This window comes from Polaromonas sp. LjRoot131, from assembly GCF_964252805.1.
Taxonomy (GTDB): Bacteria; Pseudomonadota; Gammaproteobacteria; order Burkholderiales; family Burkholderiaceae_C; genus Polaromonas.
In genome coordinates, this window is record NZ_CAXUPF020000001.1 from 846,155 (window position 1) to 862,362 (window position 16,208).

The 16,208-nt window shown below is 64.2% G+C and carries 5 protein-coding genes; 2 read left to right on the forward strand and 3 right to left on the reverse strand.

The annotated features are described in order from the left end of the window. Positions 1 to 51: 51 nt before the first annotated feature. The 3 genes from ACSQ27_RS04070 to ACSQ27_RS04080 form a co-directional block, all read right to left on the reverse strand. Positions 52 to 1,992, reverse strand: coding sequence for a sensor histidine kinase (locus tag ACSQ27_RS04070; RefSeq protein WP_436154189.1), 1,941 nt, complete (start codon positions 1,990 to 1,992; stop codon positions 52 to 54). After that, positions 1,958 to 2,659: a response regulator gene (locus ACSQ27_RS04075; protein WP_436154190.1), complete on the reverse strand. Its 702-nt coding sequence runs from the start codon at positions 2,657 to 2,659 to the stop codon at positions 1,958 to 1,960. The genes ACSQ27_RS04070 and ACSQ27_RS04075 overlap by 35 nt, the downstream gene beginning before the upstream one ends. 233 nt (positions 2,660 to 2,892) lie before the next feature. Further along, on the reverse strand, positions 2,893 to 3,054 hold the full coding sequence (locus ACSQ27_RS04080) for a hypothetical protein (protein WP_436154191.1): 162 nt from the start codon (positions 3,052 to 3,054) through the stop codon (positions 2,893 to 2,895). 104 nt (positions 3,055 to 3,158) lie between these two features. Between ACSQ27_RS04080 and ACSQ27_RS04085 the strand changes: the two genes are divergently transcribed. After that, positions 3,159 to 3,809, forward strand: a complete 651-nt coding sequence (locus ACSQ27_RS04085; RefSeq protein ID WP_436154192.1) for a LuxR C-terminal-related transcriptional regulator — start codon at positions 3,159 to 3,161, stop codon at positions 3,807 to 3,809. Positions 3,810 to 4,839: 1,030 nt separating this feature from the next. Further along, the gene (locus ACSQ27_RS04090; protein ID WP_436154193.1) at positions 4,840 to 15,684 is read left to right on the forward strand and encodes a YDG domain-containing protein; all 10,845 of its coding nucleotides are present in this window, start codon (positions 4,840 to 4,842) and stop codon (positions 15,682 to 15,684) included. Positions 15,685 to 16,208 lie beyond the last annotated feature (524 nt).

A 16,208-nucleotide genomic window follows, 5' to 3' on the forward strand; every position in this document is an offset into this window, starting at 1 on the left:
AACCCCGCCATTATGAAGACGCGGTGTAAAGCACCGGCAAGCGAAAACCCTTCAGTCCGTGCCGGAAATTCCCTGGCGCTTCTCCGGCAGCCTCAGCGTCAGCACCGTGCCCGCGCCCGTGGAACTCACCACGATCTCCGCGCCTATGGCCTGTGCGCGGCGCTGCTGGTTGGCCAGGCCCTTGCCGCCGCCGGCCATGGCCTCGTCGACGGAAAAGCCGCCGCCGTTGTCGGCGATGATGACGCTGACGTAGCCGTCTTCGGCGCCCGTCATCACCCGGATCTGTGTGGCGCGGGTGTGCTTGAGGGTGTTGGTGAAGGCCTCCTGCAGGATGCGCAGGATGTGCAGCGCGTTGCGCGGGTCCAGCCAGTCCAGCGGCGGCACGTCGGACACCTCCCAGCGCAGCGACACGCCGGCGCCCGCCAGCCGCGGGCCCAGGCGAAAGCGCAGGGTCGCCAGCAACAGCAGCAGGTCGGCCTCCACCGGCTCCATGGAGTCTATGGTCAGCTTGAGGTCGTCGATACAGCCCTTGAGGACTTCGGCCACGTCGGCTTCGCTGAGCCTGCCCCCTTCGACCACGCGCAGCGCGCTGACCAGCGAGGAGCCCAGGCCGTCGTGCATGTCCTGCGTGAGCCGCTGGCGCTCCTGGCTCAGCGTTTCGCGGTGCTCGACTTCGCGCAATTTCTGGTAGCTTGCCGCCAGTTCGGTTTCGCGGTTCTTGAGGCTTTCTTCCAGCCCGCTGTTGAGCTGCTCAATCGAGGCCAGGGCGCCCACGTACTGGCGGAACATGATCACGACAAACACGGCGAACAGCACCATGGCCGCGTAGGGCGTCAGGTAATAGCTTTCCAGGTCCAGCACGTACTTCAGCCGCGCCCAGTCGTAAACGCCAAACACATAGTTCAGCAAAAAGGCGATCGACAGCATTTTTGCGTCCAGCGATCTGCTGCGCCATGAATGCCAGAGCCCCATCACCAGTACCACCGTGCCCGTGGCAATCAGCAGCAAGTGGGCATAGGGCCGCAGCGCCAGAAGGCTGGGAACGACCGCGGCGAAGGGCAGCGTGACGACGGAGAAAGCCACCGCCATCCCCAGCATCACCCGGCTCAGCCAGGGCATGACACGGCCGTGCAGGAACTGCAGGAAGTAGTGCGTGATCAGCGACTGCCACATCAGGGCACTGAGGGTGAGCCAGATAAACCAGGCGTCGCTGACGATCAGCTTTTCGGGACCCAACTGGAAATGCCAGCGCCGTGTCGCGCTCAGCAGGGCAATCGCAAACAGGTAGAGGCTGGCGGGCTGGCGTCGCACCACCCAAACGGCCAGCGAGAACAGCCCGACCGCCAGGAAAGCCGCGCTGCACATAAAGGGCAACTGGTAAGCCAGCCAGTCCCGCTTGCCGGCCATCTCGATCAGGCTGTCGGAATCGCCCGCGTAGAAGGACGAGATCGCGGCCTCGGGCGAAGGCAGGCTGTCCAGCCGTATCAAGAGGGTGCGCGGCGGCGGGCTGTCGGCGGTGAGGTTCAGCGGCAACAGCAGCGCGGGGTGGTTAAAGAGGTTCCAGACCGGGCTGCCGGTGGAACGGTAGCGCAGCCGGCCGTCGGCATACACCGCGATCTGGCCGGCCGCGAGCCAGCGGATCAGGTAGAAGTGTGTGGGTGTGGGCCGGCCCTGCAGTTCGTCCAGGCGTATGCGCAGCCAGGTCGTGGTGACGGGCGGCTTGCCGCCGCCTGAGGCCGCAGGTTTTGGAATGACAAGCGGCAGTGTTACCTTGCTCCAGCGTCCCGGCAAGGCGGTTTCGTCCGCCACGGCCGCCAGGGGCCTGAAGCCGACCGCCTCTTCGCGCAGCATCTCGGCGCTGGTGTAGTGCACCAGCGCGTCCGCGGCCCATGCCCCGGGGCCGCAGGCCAGCAGCCAGGCACCCAGCAGCAGCGAGCGCACCAGGACTTTCAGCACCTCAGGCCGCCAGAATGCCCTGGTGCCTGGCTTCATAAATCGCTTCGGCCCGGGAGTTCACGTTGAGCTTGCTGTAAATGCGCCGCACATAGGTCTGCACCGTGTGCTGCGACACCTGCATCAGCCGGGCGATCTCGTCGGCGGTAAAGCCTTTGGTGATCAGCTCCAGCACTTCTTTTTCGCGGCTGGACAACGCGGCTTGGTCGCCGGCGGCGGGCGCCGGTGCCACGGCGGGTGCTGTGGACAGTGCCACCGGTGACGCGGCGCGAAAGCGCATCAGGATCTGCCGCGCGATCAACGGGCTGATGGGGCTGCCGCCGCCGTGCAGGCTGCGGATTTCATGGAGCATGTTCTCGGGCTCGCTGTCCTTGAGCAAATAGCCCGAGGCGCCGGCTTCGATGGACTGCAGCACATGCGCCTCGTCGCCGAAAGCCGTGCACACCATCACGGCGCAGGTCGGCCATTGCGCATGCGCCGCGCGTATCACGTCGATGCCCGAGCCGTCGGGCAGCCCCAGGTCCACCAGCAGCACATCGGCCGGCGCGCCTTGCAGCGACTGCAGGCCCTGCGCGCGCGTGCTGGCCAGGCTCATCAGGCGTATGTCGGGCGAGGCCGCGATGGCGGTGACGATGGCGTTCTGGAAATGAACGTCGTCTTCCACGAGCGCCACATGGATAGGAGACGGGCTTGGGCTGGGCTGCATGTCGGTTCCTGCATTGGCGCATGCCTTGTGCATGCCTGGCATCCCGCCCGCAGGATGGGGCGCGGACGGCCGGAAATATGCCATTGTGCTTCAAGGGCGGGCCGGCGCTTGTCCCTATATCTAGGGACAGCCCGTGCTGCCGGACGCTGCGCGATTCCGGCCTTGTCGCCAGAAAGACGGACAACAGCGCAGCGACAGGCGGCCGCGTTAACGCTTTTGTTGCAGCCGGCGGGTCAGGCCGCGGCGGGGCGTTTTTCCGGCAGGCGCAAGGTCAGCCCGGTGCCGGCCGCCGAAGATTCGCCGGTGCCCACAGGCTCAGCCACAACCGGCCCCACGCATGCCGTCACGCGGGGCACGCCGACGGTGACCGGCGCGCCGCCTTGCTGCGGTGTCACCAGAACTGGGGACAGACAGCTCACCGGCCTTTTGCCACAGTAGGGCAAGCACCAAGCCCGGCGCCGGGCCGTGTCCTTGTTGCCCCTGGCTTGGAGACGCTGGATTGAACTGCCGCCCCACCACTGTCCTGCTTGCCGGAGGCGATGCGCTGATGCGCGACGGCCTCAGGATGCTCTTGTCCGGCCAGGCCGGCTTTGAAGTCGTGGCGGAGGCCGGCGATGCCGTGGCCGTGGTGCCGCTGGCGGGCCGGCTCCAGCCCCAGCTGGTGCTGCTGGACCTGAGCCTGGACGCCCAGGACCTGGACATCGTCTCCGCCATCAAGGCCGGTTTAGGCGGGGCCGTCAAGGTGTTGCTGCTGACCGGCGAGCTGCAGCCCGGCGCCCTCAGGCGGGCGCTGCTGGCGGACGCCGACGGCTATGCCCACAAAAGCGAAGACGGCGCCGAGCTGCTGCGCGCGATGCAGATGGTGCTGGCCGGACGCCAGTACGTCAGCCGCAGCATCGCGGCGGTCTTTTTGCCGCGCTCCCTGCGCATGGACACGGCCGGCGACACGCTGGCGGCCACGCCGCGCGAACGCGAGATCATGTCGTTGGTGGCGCGCGGCCTGAGCAACCGAGAGATCGCGAAGCTGCTGGCCATCAGCGTGCTCACGGTGCGCACCCACCGGCAAAACCTGATGGATAAATTCTCGCTGCGCAACGCGGCCGAGATCACCGCTTATGCTGTGCAGCGTGGCTACTACAGACCGGGTTGAGTGCTTAACAGTGGTGTGCTCTCCCTCTCTACCTCTGCTCCTTCTTCGCCCTCTTTTAAGGGTTGCTGGCCGGGGGTTGCCCGGCGGCAAGTAACTTTCTTTTGCTTCGCCAAAAGAAAGTCACCAAAGAAAAGGCGACCCGCAGTCTGGGTCCCCTACGCTGCGCTACGGGGCAACCTGCGGTGCTCGAGCCAAGCGGGGTCCGGCTAAACTCGCTTCGCTCAGACAACGCCGGCCCTGATCCGCTTGTCTCTGCGCTCCTCGGCCCAGCCAGGACGGGGAAGTCCGAAATACCGAACTCCAATACAAACAAGGACACGCCATGGCGTGTCCTTGTTGCTTTCTGTATTCGGGGTTTTGTCTTCGGCTGTTTGGTATTCCTTGTCCCCACCCCTTGTGGATGCGCCGAGGAGCGCAGGTTCAGGCGGATCAGGGATCGCGTTGTTTGAGCGAAGCGCAGCGTAGCGAGTTTAGCGAGACCCCGCCTGAACCGAGCACCGCAGGTTGCCCGCAGCGAAGCGGAGGGACGCAGCAACCAGGGTCGCCTTTTCTTTTGCTTACTTTTCTTTTGGCGAAGCAAAAGAAAAGTGAGTTGCCGCCGGGCAACCCCCGGCCAGCAACCCTCAGCAGAGGGCGAGTGCGCGCAAGCCGGAGCAAGACCTGGCAAGACCTAGCCCTCCGGCGTGTCCCCAAAACTGGGGACACGCCGGAGGGCCGGGTCTTGCGCAACTACTGCATCGGCAGTATTGCCGGGCTGAATCCGGTTACAGAAAATCGCCCGCATGCAAGCGAATCCTCCTGCTTTCAGCCGCCCGACGAACACGCCGCTTCGGCGCCGCAAGTGCGCGGCCCGCAAGGGAAATTTTCACCATGATCGGTGCCGCCGCGTCCCCAGAAATAGGGACATACAGGCGGCCGGCGGACTTTTACGATTTGCACGTTTTGTCACAGGTGCGCGCGCGGCGCATGTCTTCGTGCAGGCCTGTGCACAGCACCTGCCTTTGTCCCATTTTTTCGGAAAGCCATTGCCATGAAAAGCCACGCCAGCATGAACCGTATCTACCGTCTTGTCTGGAATGCCGCACTGAGCCTGTGGGTGGCCGTGGCGGAAAACGCCAAGGGCAGAAGCAAGGGCGGCTCTGTGCGCGGCAGCGTGTTGTTTGACCCGGCTCTGGCCGATGCGGCTGAAGGAGGGGGGGGCGGCGGTTCAGGTTTCAGGCTCAACAGCGCCTGCCGCGCGGCGTTGGTGCTGTTGGCGTCGCTGGTGGTGCTCACGCATGAAGCGCATGCGGCCGATGCGGCCAATGCCGCCGTGAGCGCGGGCTCGGGCAGTGTCTCCACACTCGGCAATACCACCACCATCCACCAGTCCAGCCAGCGCCTGGCGATTGACTGGACCAGCTTGTCCACCGCGGCCAACGAGGCGCTGCGGTTCAACCAGCCCAACGCGGCGGCCATCGCGCTGAACCGCATCACGGGCAGCAGCCCCAGCGAACTGCTGGGCAGCCTCACGGCCAACGGTCAGGTGTTTATCCTGAACCCCAACGGCGTGCTGTTCGGCGCAGGTTCGCAGGTCAACGTCGGCGGCCTGGTGGCCTCAACGCTTTCCATGAGCAATGCCGACTTCATGGCCGGCAACCATGTGTTCACGGGCTCGGGCGGCTCCGGCTCCGTCGTCAACCAGGGCACGCTGACGGCGGCCAATGGCGGCTATATCGCGCTGCTGGCCCCCGAAGTGCGCAATGAAGGCGTGATTGGCGCCACGCTGGGCACGGCCTTGCTGGCGGCCGGCAATAAGGTCACGCTCACTATCGACAACGGCAGCCTGCTGGGTTACAGCATCGACCAGGGCGCTATCAATGCGCTGGCGGAGAACAGGCAACTGATCAAGGCGGATGGCGGGCAGGTGCTGCTGGGCGCGAAAGCGCTGGACAGCGTGACTACGGCAGCCGTGAACAACACCGGCATCATCGAGGCGAAAACCTTCCAGAACAAAGCCGGGCGCATCCTGCTGATCGGCGACATGGAAACCGGTACCGTCAATGTGGGCGGCACGCTGGATGCGAGTGCTCCGAATGGCGGCGACGGCGGCTTCATCGAGACCAGCGCGGCGCATGTGAAGGTGGCTTCGGGAACACGTGTCTCCACAAGCGCTCCCAACGGCCACACCGGCAAATGGCTGATCGATCCCAATGACTTCACGATCGCGGCCAGCGGGGGTGACATGGACGCGGCAACCGTCTCCGCCAACCTGGCCACCACCAACTTCGAAATCCAGACCGCCGCCATGGGTACGGCTGGCGGCAACGGCGATATCTTCGTCAACGAGGATGTGAGCTGGAGCAGCGCCAACACGTTGACCTTGACGGCCGAGCGCAATATTGCCCTGAACAACGCCATTACCGCCAACACTGGCGGCCTGAGTCTCAACGCCGCCGGCAACATCAGCGCACCGGCGGCTGTCAATGTCGGCACGTTCACCCTCGTCAATGGTTACTGGAGCCAGACCGGCGCTTTGCCGGGTTTCAGCGCCACTGACTTCCGCATCAACGGCGGCACCTTTGTGCGCGCACTCGGCGGGGACGGCAGCGCGGGCAACGCCTATCAGCTGAGCGATGTGTACGGCCTGCAGGGTGCGGGCAGCGCGGGCATGCTGGGCAAGAGTTATGTGCTGGCCAGCAACGTTGATGCCAGCGGCACGGCGGCCTGGAATGCCAGTGCGGGGTTCAAGCCGATCGGCACCGACCCGGGCAATTTCACCGGCAGTTTCGATGGCCAGGGCCATGCCATCAGCAACCTCATCATCAACCGGCCCACAGAAGACTACGTGGGACTTTTTGGTGTTACAGGCAGCACCGGCACGGTGGCCAATGTGGGGCTGGTGGGGGGGAGTGTCAGCGGCAACAACTACGTTGGCGCACTCGTGGGGATCAACCACTCCGGCAGCATCAGCAACAGCTATGCCACAGGAACGGTGACGGGCAACCTGATCACCGGCGCACTCGTGGGGATCAACAACTCCGGCAGCATCAGCAACAGCTATGCCAATGCAGCGGTGACGGGCAGCAACTACACCGGCGGGTTGGTGGGGTACAACAATTTCGGCTCCATCAGCAACAGCTACGCCACAGGAACGGTGACGGGCAGCAACAACACCGGCGGGCTGGTGGGGTACAACGACGGCGGCAGCAGCATCAGCAGCAGCTACGCCACCGGAGCTGCGACGGGCATCAACAACACCGGCGGGCTGGTGGGGAACAACGACGGTGTCGTCACCAGCAGCTTCTGGAACACAGAAACGTCCGGCCGGGCCACCAGTGCAGGCGGCACAGGCAAGACCACGGCGGAGATGCAGCAGTCCAGCACTTTTACCAATGCCGGCTGGAACGCCAGCAACGTGGGCGGCGACGGCACCATCTGGCGTATTTATGAGGGCCAGACCGGCCCGCTGCTGCGCAGCTTTTTAACCGCCGCCACCGTGCTGCCTGCTTATGACGGCTCTGATGCGGTGCTGGGCAACGCATCCTCGAGCACAGTCCTGGTCAACAACACCAATGCAATTGCCAATGCGGCATTGGTGCTAGGCAGCAGTAACGCCACCGCACTCAACATCAGCAGCAATGGCAGCGCAGGCAGCTACAGCGCCAGCCTCAATAGCACCGGCCCCAGTGGCGGGTACTACAGCGGCCAGCAGGGCTATGACCTGGTGGTAGCTAGCCGCACCATTGCCACCCCCGGCAGCGCCGTGGGGGATATCAAGCTTGCCAGCGATGTGAACTGGACTAACGGCACACTCAATATCAATGCTGTCGGCACCATCGACCTGAACAGCAAAAACCTCAGCAGCGGTGCGGCAGGTACTGCCAACTTCAATGCAGGCGCAGGCATCACCAATGCAGGCAGCGTCAATGTCGGCACGTTTGACTTGCAAACGGGCACCTGGAACCAGGTGGCCGGCAGCCTGCCCACCTTCAGCGCCACTGACTTCCGCATCAGCGGCGGCACCTTCGTGCGCGCACTCGGCGGCGACGGTAGCGCCGGCAATGCCTACCAGCTGAGCGACGTATATGGCCTGCAGGGCGCGGGCAGCGCGGGCATGCTGGACAAGAACTACGTGCTGGCCAACAACGTGGATGCCAACGGCACAGCGGGCTGGAACGCAGGCGCGGGGTTCAAGCCGATTGGATACAACAGCGACCCATTCTCTGGCAGCTTTGATGGCCAGAGCCACACCATCAGCAATCTCACCATCAACCGGCCCGCAGAAGACTGGGTGGGGCTGTTTGGGACGCTGGGTGCCTCCCGTACTGTGGCCAATGTTGGGCTGACAGGCGCAAGTGTGGCCGGCAGCAGCCACGTCGGCGGATTGGTGGGGCGCAACAATGGCTGGATCAGCAATAGCTACGCCACTGGGGTGGTGACGGGCGGCCCCGACTCCTCCGGCGGGCTGGTGGGGGAGAACCTCGGCAGCATCAGCAACAGCTACGCCGCTGGGGTGGTGACGGGCGATTACGGCGTCGGCGGGCTGGCGGGGACCAACTACGGCAACATCACTAATAGCTACGCCACAGGGGCGGTGGCGGCCATCGGCTTCAACGGCGGGCTGGTGGGGTGGAACGCCGGCGGCAGCATCACTAATAGCTACGCTACTGGGGCGGTGACGGGCAGCTACTCCTTCGGCGGACTGGTGGGGGTCAACCAAGCCGGCATCGCCGACAGCTTCTGGAACACAGACACATCCGGCCAATCCACCAGCGCAGGTGGCACAGGCAAGACCACGGCCGAGATGATGCAGGCCTCCACTTTCACCGGTGCGGGCTGGAGTGCCAGCAACGTGGGTGGTGACGGCACCACCTGGCGCATTTACGAAGGCCAAACCGGCCCGCTGCTGCGTGGATTCCTGGCCGCATTGAACCTGGTCAACACCAGCGTCACCTACAACGGCGGCACGCAGGCGGGTGCTGCAACGGCCGTCGCCGGGGTGTCGGGCAGCGCCGCCAGCGCGCGCAATGCGGGCAGCTACAACACAGGCTATTACTCGAACCAACAGGGCTACGACATCATCGGCGGTGGCCTGGACATCGCCAAAGCCGACCTGACGCTGAGCACGAGCAACGTCACCAAGACCTATGACGGCACGCTCTCGGCCGCCGGTACGGCGGTGGCCGCGGCCGGTACTTCGCTGCTGGGCGGCGACACCGGCAGCGGCGGCAGCTTTTCCTTTACCGACAAGAATTCCGGCACCGGCAACAAGACGGTGACCACCACCGGCGTGACGGTCAATGACGGCAATGGCGGCAACAACTACAACGTCAGCTACGTCGACAACACCACCAGCACCATCAACAAAGCCAGCCTGACGGTCACGGCGACCGGTGTGACCAAGACCTATGACGGCACCACCAGCGCCACGGGCACAGGCACTGTTGCCGCGCTGGCCGGTGCGGCTGCGGGCGAAGTGGTCGATGCTGTCGGCAGCCAGGCCTTCCTCGACAAGAACGCGGGCACGGGTAACAAGGCTGTGCGTGCCAGCGGCGTGACCATCAAGGACAGCGGCAACGCCGATGTGACAGGCAACTACAACATCGCCTACGTGGATGACACCACGAGCACCATCAACAAGGCCAACCTGACCTTGTCGACCTCCGATGTCACCAAACCCTACGACGGCACGACGGGCGCAGCAGGCACAGTGGTGGTCACGGCAGGCACGGTATTCTCGGGCGACAACACTACCGGCGGCAGCTTCGCCTTTACCGACAAGAATGCCGGAACGGGCAACAAGACGGTGACGACCAGCGGCGTGACGGTGGGCGATGGTGTCAACAACGCCAACTACGACGTCACGTATGCGGACAACAGCACCAGCACCATCAACAAGGCCAACCTGACGGTCACGGCCACGAGCGTGACCAAGACCTACGACGGCACGATCAGCGCGACAGGCACCGGCTCTGTCGGCGCACTGGCCGGCGCAGCGGCCGGTGAAGTGGTCAACACCGCCGCCACCCAGGCCTTTACCGACAAGAACGCGGGCAGCGGCAACAAGACGGTCCAGGCCAGCGGCCTGACCATCAAGGACAGCGGCAACGCCGATGTGACCGGCAACTACAACATTGCCTACGTTGACAACACCAGCAGCACCATCAACAAGGCCGACCTGACCGTGACGGCCAATGCCGTGACCAAAACCTACGACGGTACGACCGCAGCCACCGGCACGGGTACCGTGGCCGCTTTGGCCGGTGCTGCGGCCGGTGAAGTGGTGGACGCCGCCGGCAGCCAGGCCTTCCTCGACAAGAACTTCGGCATCGGCAACAAGGCGGTGCGCGCCAGCGGCGTGACCATCAAGGACAGCGGCAACGTGGATGTCACCGGCAACTACAACATCGCCTATGTCGACAACACTGCCGGCACCATCAACAAGGCCGACCTGACCTTGTCGACCTCCGACGTCACCAAGACCTACGACGGCACTTTATCCGCCAACGGCACAGTGGTCGTGACGAGCGGCACGATATTCGCGGGTGACAGCGCTACAGGCGGAACCTTCGCCTTTACCAACAGGAATGTTGGCAATGGCATCAGGACCGTAACGACCAGCGGCGTGACGGTGGGTGACGGCGTGAACAACAGCAACTACAACGTCAGTTACGCCGAAAACATGAGCAGCACCATCAACCAGGCCAATCTGGTGCTGACCACCAGTGACGTGACCAAGACCTATGACGGCACCACCTCGGCCGCCGGCACCGCCCAGGCCACGGGCGGCACAGCGCTGCTGGGAGGTGACCTCGTCTCGGGCGGCACCTTCGCCTTTACCGACAAAAACGCCGGCAGTGGCAACAAGACGGTGACGGCGGCCGGCGTGACAGTCCATGACGGCAACAGCGGCAACAACTACAACATCAGCTACGTGGACAACACCACGAGCACCATCAACAAAGCCAACCTGACCGTGACGGCCACGGGTGTGACCAAGACCTACGACGGCACGACCAGCGCCACAGGCACCGGCTCTGCAGGCACGCTGGCAGGTGCCGGTGCCGGTGAAGTCGTTGACACCGCCGCCACGCAGGTCTTTACCGACAAGAACTTCGGCATTGGCAACAAGACAGTGCAAGCCAGCGGCCTGACCATCAAGGACAGCGGTAATGTGGATGTGACGGGCAACTACAACATTGCCTACGTCGACAACACCACCAGCACCATCAACAAGGCCGACCTGACGGTCACCGCCACGGGTGTGACCAAGACCTACGACGGCACAACCAGCGCAACCGGCACGGGCACCGTTGCCACTTTGGCCGGAGCAGGGGCCGGCGAGCTGGTCGACTCCTTCGGTTCTCAAGCTTTCCTCAACAAGAACGCGGGCACGGGTAACAAGGCTGTGCGTGCCAGCGGCGTGACCATCAAGGACAGCGGCAACGCCGATGTGACAGGCAACTACAACATCGCCTACGTGGATGACACGACCAGCACCATCAACCAGGCCAGCCTGGTGCTGACTACGAATAGTGTCACCAAGACCTATGACGGCACGCTGGGTGCGGCAGGTACGGCAGCGGTGTCCAGTGGCACCGTGTTCAGCGGCGACAGCCTCTCAGGCGGCAGCTTCGCCTTTACTGACAAAAACGTCGGCAACGGCAACAAGACGGTACAGACCAGCGGTGTCACGGTGGGCGACGGTGTGAACAACGGCAACTACGTCGTCACCTACGCCGACAACACCACGAGCACAATCAACCAGGCCAGTCTGACGGTGACAGCAACAGGTGTGACCAAAACCTACGACGGCACGACCAGTGCCACGGGCACGGGCTCTGTCGGTACATTGGCCGGCGTCGGTGCAGGCGAATCAGTCAACACCGCCGCCACACAGGCCTTTACCGACAAGAACGCGGGCAGCGGCAACAAGACGGTCCAGGCCAGCGGCCTGACCATCAAGGACAGCGGCAATGTGGATGTCACCGGCAACTACAACATCACTTACGTCGACAACACCACCAGCACCATCAACAAGGCTGACCTGACAGTGACGGCCACGGGCGTGACCAAGACGTACGACGGCACGACGGCAGCCACTGGCACGGGCACCGTGGCTGCGCTGGCTGGGGCGGCTGCGGGCGAAGTGGTGGATGCCGCCGGCAGCCAGGCCTTCCTCGACAAGAACTTCGGCATCGGCAACAAGGCGGTGCGCGCCAGCGGCGTGACCATCAAGGACAGCGGCAACGTGGATGTCACCGGCAACTACAACATTGCTTACGTCGACAACACGGCCAGCACCATCAACAAGGCCGACGTGACCTTGTCGACTTCCGACGTCACCAAGACCTACGACGGCACGCTAGGTGCGGCAGGTGCGGTGGTGGTGACGGCGGGCACGGTGTTCGCAGGTGATAACACTACGGGCGGCTCCTTCGCATTCACCAACAAGAACGCAGGTACGGGCAACAAGACGGTGACGACGACGGGCGTGACGGTGGGCGATGGCGTGAACAACGCCAACTACAACGTCACCTACGCCGACAACACGACCAGCACCATCAACCAGGCCAACCTGGTGCTGACCAGCAACAATGTCACCAAGACGTATGACGGCACGCTCGGTGCGGCGGGTACCGCAGCGGTGTCCAGCGGCACCGTGTTCAGCGGCGACAGCCTCTCGGGCGGCAGCTTTGCCTTTACCGACAAGAACGCCGGCACGGGCAACAAGACGGTGACGACCGCCGGCGTGGCGGTGAATGACGGCAATGGCGGCAACAACTACAACGTCAGCTATGTGGACAACACCACCAGCACCATCAACAAGGCCAACCTGACGGTCACAGCCACCGGTGTGACCAAGACCTATGACGGCACGACCAGCGCCACGGGCACCGGCTCTGTCGGCACACTGGCCGGCGCGGCTGCGGGCGAGGTAGTCAATGCGGCCGCCACGCAAGTCTTTACCGACAAGAACGCAGGCATCGGCAACAAGACGGTCCAGGCCAGCGGCCTGACGATCAAGGACAGCGGCAACGCCGATGTGACGGGCAACTACAACATTGCCTACGTCGACAACACCGCGAGCACCATCAACAAGGCCGACCTGACGGTGACGGCCACCAGCGTGACCAAGACTTATGACGGAACGCTCAACGCCACAGGCACGGGTACCGTTGCCGCGTTGGCCGGTGCCGGAGCGGGTGAGGTCGTGAACGCCGCCGGCAGCCAGGCCTTCCTCGACAAGAACGCGGGCATTGGCAACAAGACGGTGCGCGCCAGCGGCGTGAGTATCAAGGACGCAGGCAATGCCGATGTCACCGGCAACTACAACATCGCCTATGTGGACGACACCACCAGCACCATCAACAAGGCCAATCTGACCTTGTCGACCTCCGACGTCACCAAGACCTACGACGGTACGACCAGTGCGACAGGCGCAGCAGTCGTGACGGCGGGAGCGATCTTCACGGGCGACAACGCCACGGGCGGTACCTTCGCCTTTACCGACAAGAACGCGGGCACGGGCAACAAGACGGTGACGACCAGCGGCGTGACGGTGGGCGACGGCGCGAACAATGCCAACTACAACGTCAGCTACGCCGATAACACGACCAGCACCATCAACAGAGCCAACCTGACGGTCACCGCTACCGGCGTGACCAAGACCTATGACGGCACGACCAGCGCCACGGGCACGGGCTCTGTCGGCACGCTGGCGGGCGCAGGCGCTGGCGAAGTCGTCAACGCCGCCGCCACGCAGGCCTTTACCGACAAGAACTTCGGCATAGGCAACAAGACCGTGCAAGCCAGCGGCCTGACCATCAAGGACAGCGGCAATGCCGACGTCACCGGCAACTACAACATTGCCTACGTCGACAACACCACCAGCACCATCAACAAGGCCGACCTGACGGTCACCGCCACGGGCGTGACCAAGACCTATGACGGCACCCTGAGCGCTGCGGGTACGGGTACCGTTGCCGCGCTGGCCGGCGCGGGCGGCGGTGATCTGGTCAACTCCGGCGGCAGCCAGACCTTCCTGGACAAGAACGCCGGCAGCGGCAACAAGGCAGTGCGTGCCAGCGGCGTGACCATCAGGGACGCAGGCAATGCCGACATGACCGGCAACTACAACATCACCTATGTGGACGACACCACCAGCACCATCAACAAAGCCAACCTGAGCCTGTCGACCTCCGACGTCATCAAAACCTATGACGGCGGCCTCTCGGCGGCCGGTACGGTGGTAGTGACGACGGGCACGGTGTTCGCGGGTGACAACACTACAGGCGGCAGCTTTTCCTTCACCGACAAGAACACCGGCACGGGCAACAAGACGGTGACGACCAGCGGCGTGACGGTGGGTGACGGCGTCAACAACGCCAACTACAACGTCACCTATGTGGACAACACCAGCAGCACCATCAACCAGGCCAACCTGACACTGACCACCAGCAACGTCACCAAGACCTATGACGGCACGACGGGTGCCGCCGGCACGGCCACGGTGGCGGCTGGTACGCTGTTTGGCGGCGACAGCCTGACGGGCGGCAGCTTCGTCTTTACCGACAAGAATGCCGGAACGGGCAACAAGACGGTGCAAACCAGCGGCGTGACGGTCGGCGACGGTGTGAACAACGGCAACTACGCGATCACCTACGCCGACAACACCACCAGCACCATCAACCCCTTCGCCGTGAGCCTGTCGGGTACACGCACGTATGACGGAACGGCCAACGTGGCGGCCGGCGTGCTCAATCTCGGCCCGCTGGTGGGCAGCGAGACCCTGGGCCTCACGGGTACGGCCGCCATGGCCGACAAAAATGTGGGCGCCAACAAGACGCTGACCGTCACCGGCCTGAGCCTGACCGACGGCAGCGGGCTGGCCAGCAACTACACCTTCACCGGCGGGGTGCAGCAGGCCGGCATCACCCAGGCCAGCCTCACGGTGGGCAGCAGCAACGTCACCAAGACCTATGACGGCAACTTGTCGGCGGCGGGTGCGGCCATGGTCACGGCGGGCACGCTGTTCAGCGGCGACAGCCTGACGGGCGGCACCTTCGCCTTTACCGACAAAAACGCGGGAACGGGCAACAAGACGGTGACGACCAGCGGCGTGACGGTGGGTGACGGTGTCAACAACGGCAACTACGCCGTCACCTACGCCAACAACACGACCAGCACCATCAACAAGGCCGACCTGACGGTGACGGCCACGGGTGTGAACAAGGTCTACGACGGCACGACGGCGGCCACGGTGGCGTACGGCGACAACCGCGTGGCCGGCGATGTCGTCGGCATCACGGGCAGCGCCTCTTTTGCCGACCGGAATGCCGGCACCGGCAAGGCTGTCGGCGTGAACGGTATAGCCCTGGGCGGCACCGACGCCGGCAACTACAACCTGTTGAACAGCACCACAACGACAACGGCCAGCATTAGCCCCAAGGCGCTGACGGTGACGGCCAATGGCGACACCAAGCTGTATGACGGCTCGGCCTACGGCGGCGGCAATGGCGTGAGCTACAACGGTTTTGTGGCGGGCGACTCGTCGGCCGACATAGGCGGCGCGCTGGCCTACGGCGGCTCCTCGCAGGGCGCTGTCGCGGCGGGCAACTACCTGATCACGCCGGGCGGGCTGAGCTCCATCTCGGGCAACTACGCGCTGGGCTTTGTCGATGGCGCGCTCAGCATCACCACGTCTAACGCCAGCACGGCGGCGGTGGGCAATGCCGGGTTGGTCAGTTCGTATGACGCGGCCTTGCAGGCTGTTGCTGGGCTGGGTGGTTCGTCGGGAGGTGGCGGAGGTGGTGGCTTCGGTGGCGGCGCTGCCGCGGCCGATGCGCTGGCTGCTGCGGCGGCTGAAGCCGGCAAGACCGGCGAGGAATAGCCGGGTCTTGCGCCGGCGGGCGCGCTCCCTCTATGCTCTTTGCTGAGGGCGGTTGGCCGGGGGTTGCCCGGCGGCAACTCACTTTTCTTTTGCTTCGCCAAAAGAAAAGTAAGCAAAAGAAAAGGCGACCCTGGTTGCTGCGTCCCTCCGCTGCGCTACGGGCAACCTGCGGTGCTCGGTCCAGCCGGGGTCTCGCTAAACTCGCTACGCTGCGCTTCGCTCAAACAACGCGATCCCTGATCCGTCTGGCCCTGCGCTCCTCGGCGCATCCACAAGGGGTGGGAGCGGGGAGAAGAAATCCAAACAGCCGAATACCAATACCGAATATTTAAAGAAACCAGGACACGCCACGGCGTGTCCTGGTTTGTATTGGTATTGGTTTTTTGTATTTGGACTGCCCCGTCCTGGCTGGGCCGAGGAGCGCAGACGTAGGCGGATCAGGGATCGCGCTTGTTTGAGCCGCAGGCGAGTTTGCGCGAGACCCCGCCGTAGTCGAGTACCGCAGGTTGCCCGTAGCGAAGCGT

Excerpts from the sequence above, each read along its gene's own strand:
- ACSQ27_RS04070 (WP_436154189.1), bottom strand. The coding sequence starts at position 1,992 with ATGAAGCCAGGCACCAGGGCATTCTGGCGGCCTGAGGTGCTGAAAGTC.
- ACSQ27_RS04075 (WP_436154190.1), bottom strand. The coding sequence starts at position 2,659 with ATGCAGCCCAGCCCAAGCCCGTCTCCTATCCATGTGGCGCTCGTGGAA.
- ACSQ27_RS04090 (WP_436154193.1), top strand. The coding sequence starts at position 4,840 with ATGAAAAGCCACGCCAGCATGAACCGTATCTACCGTCTTGTCTGGAAT.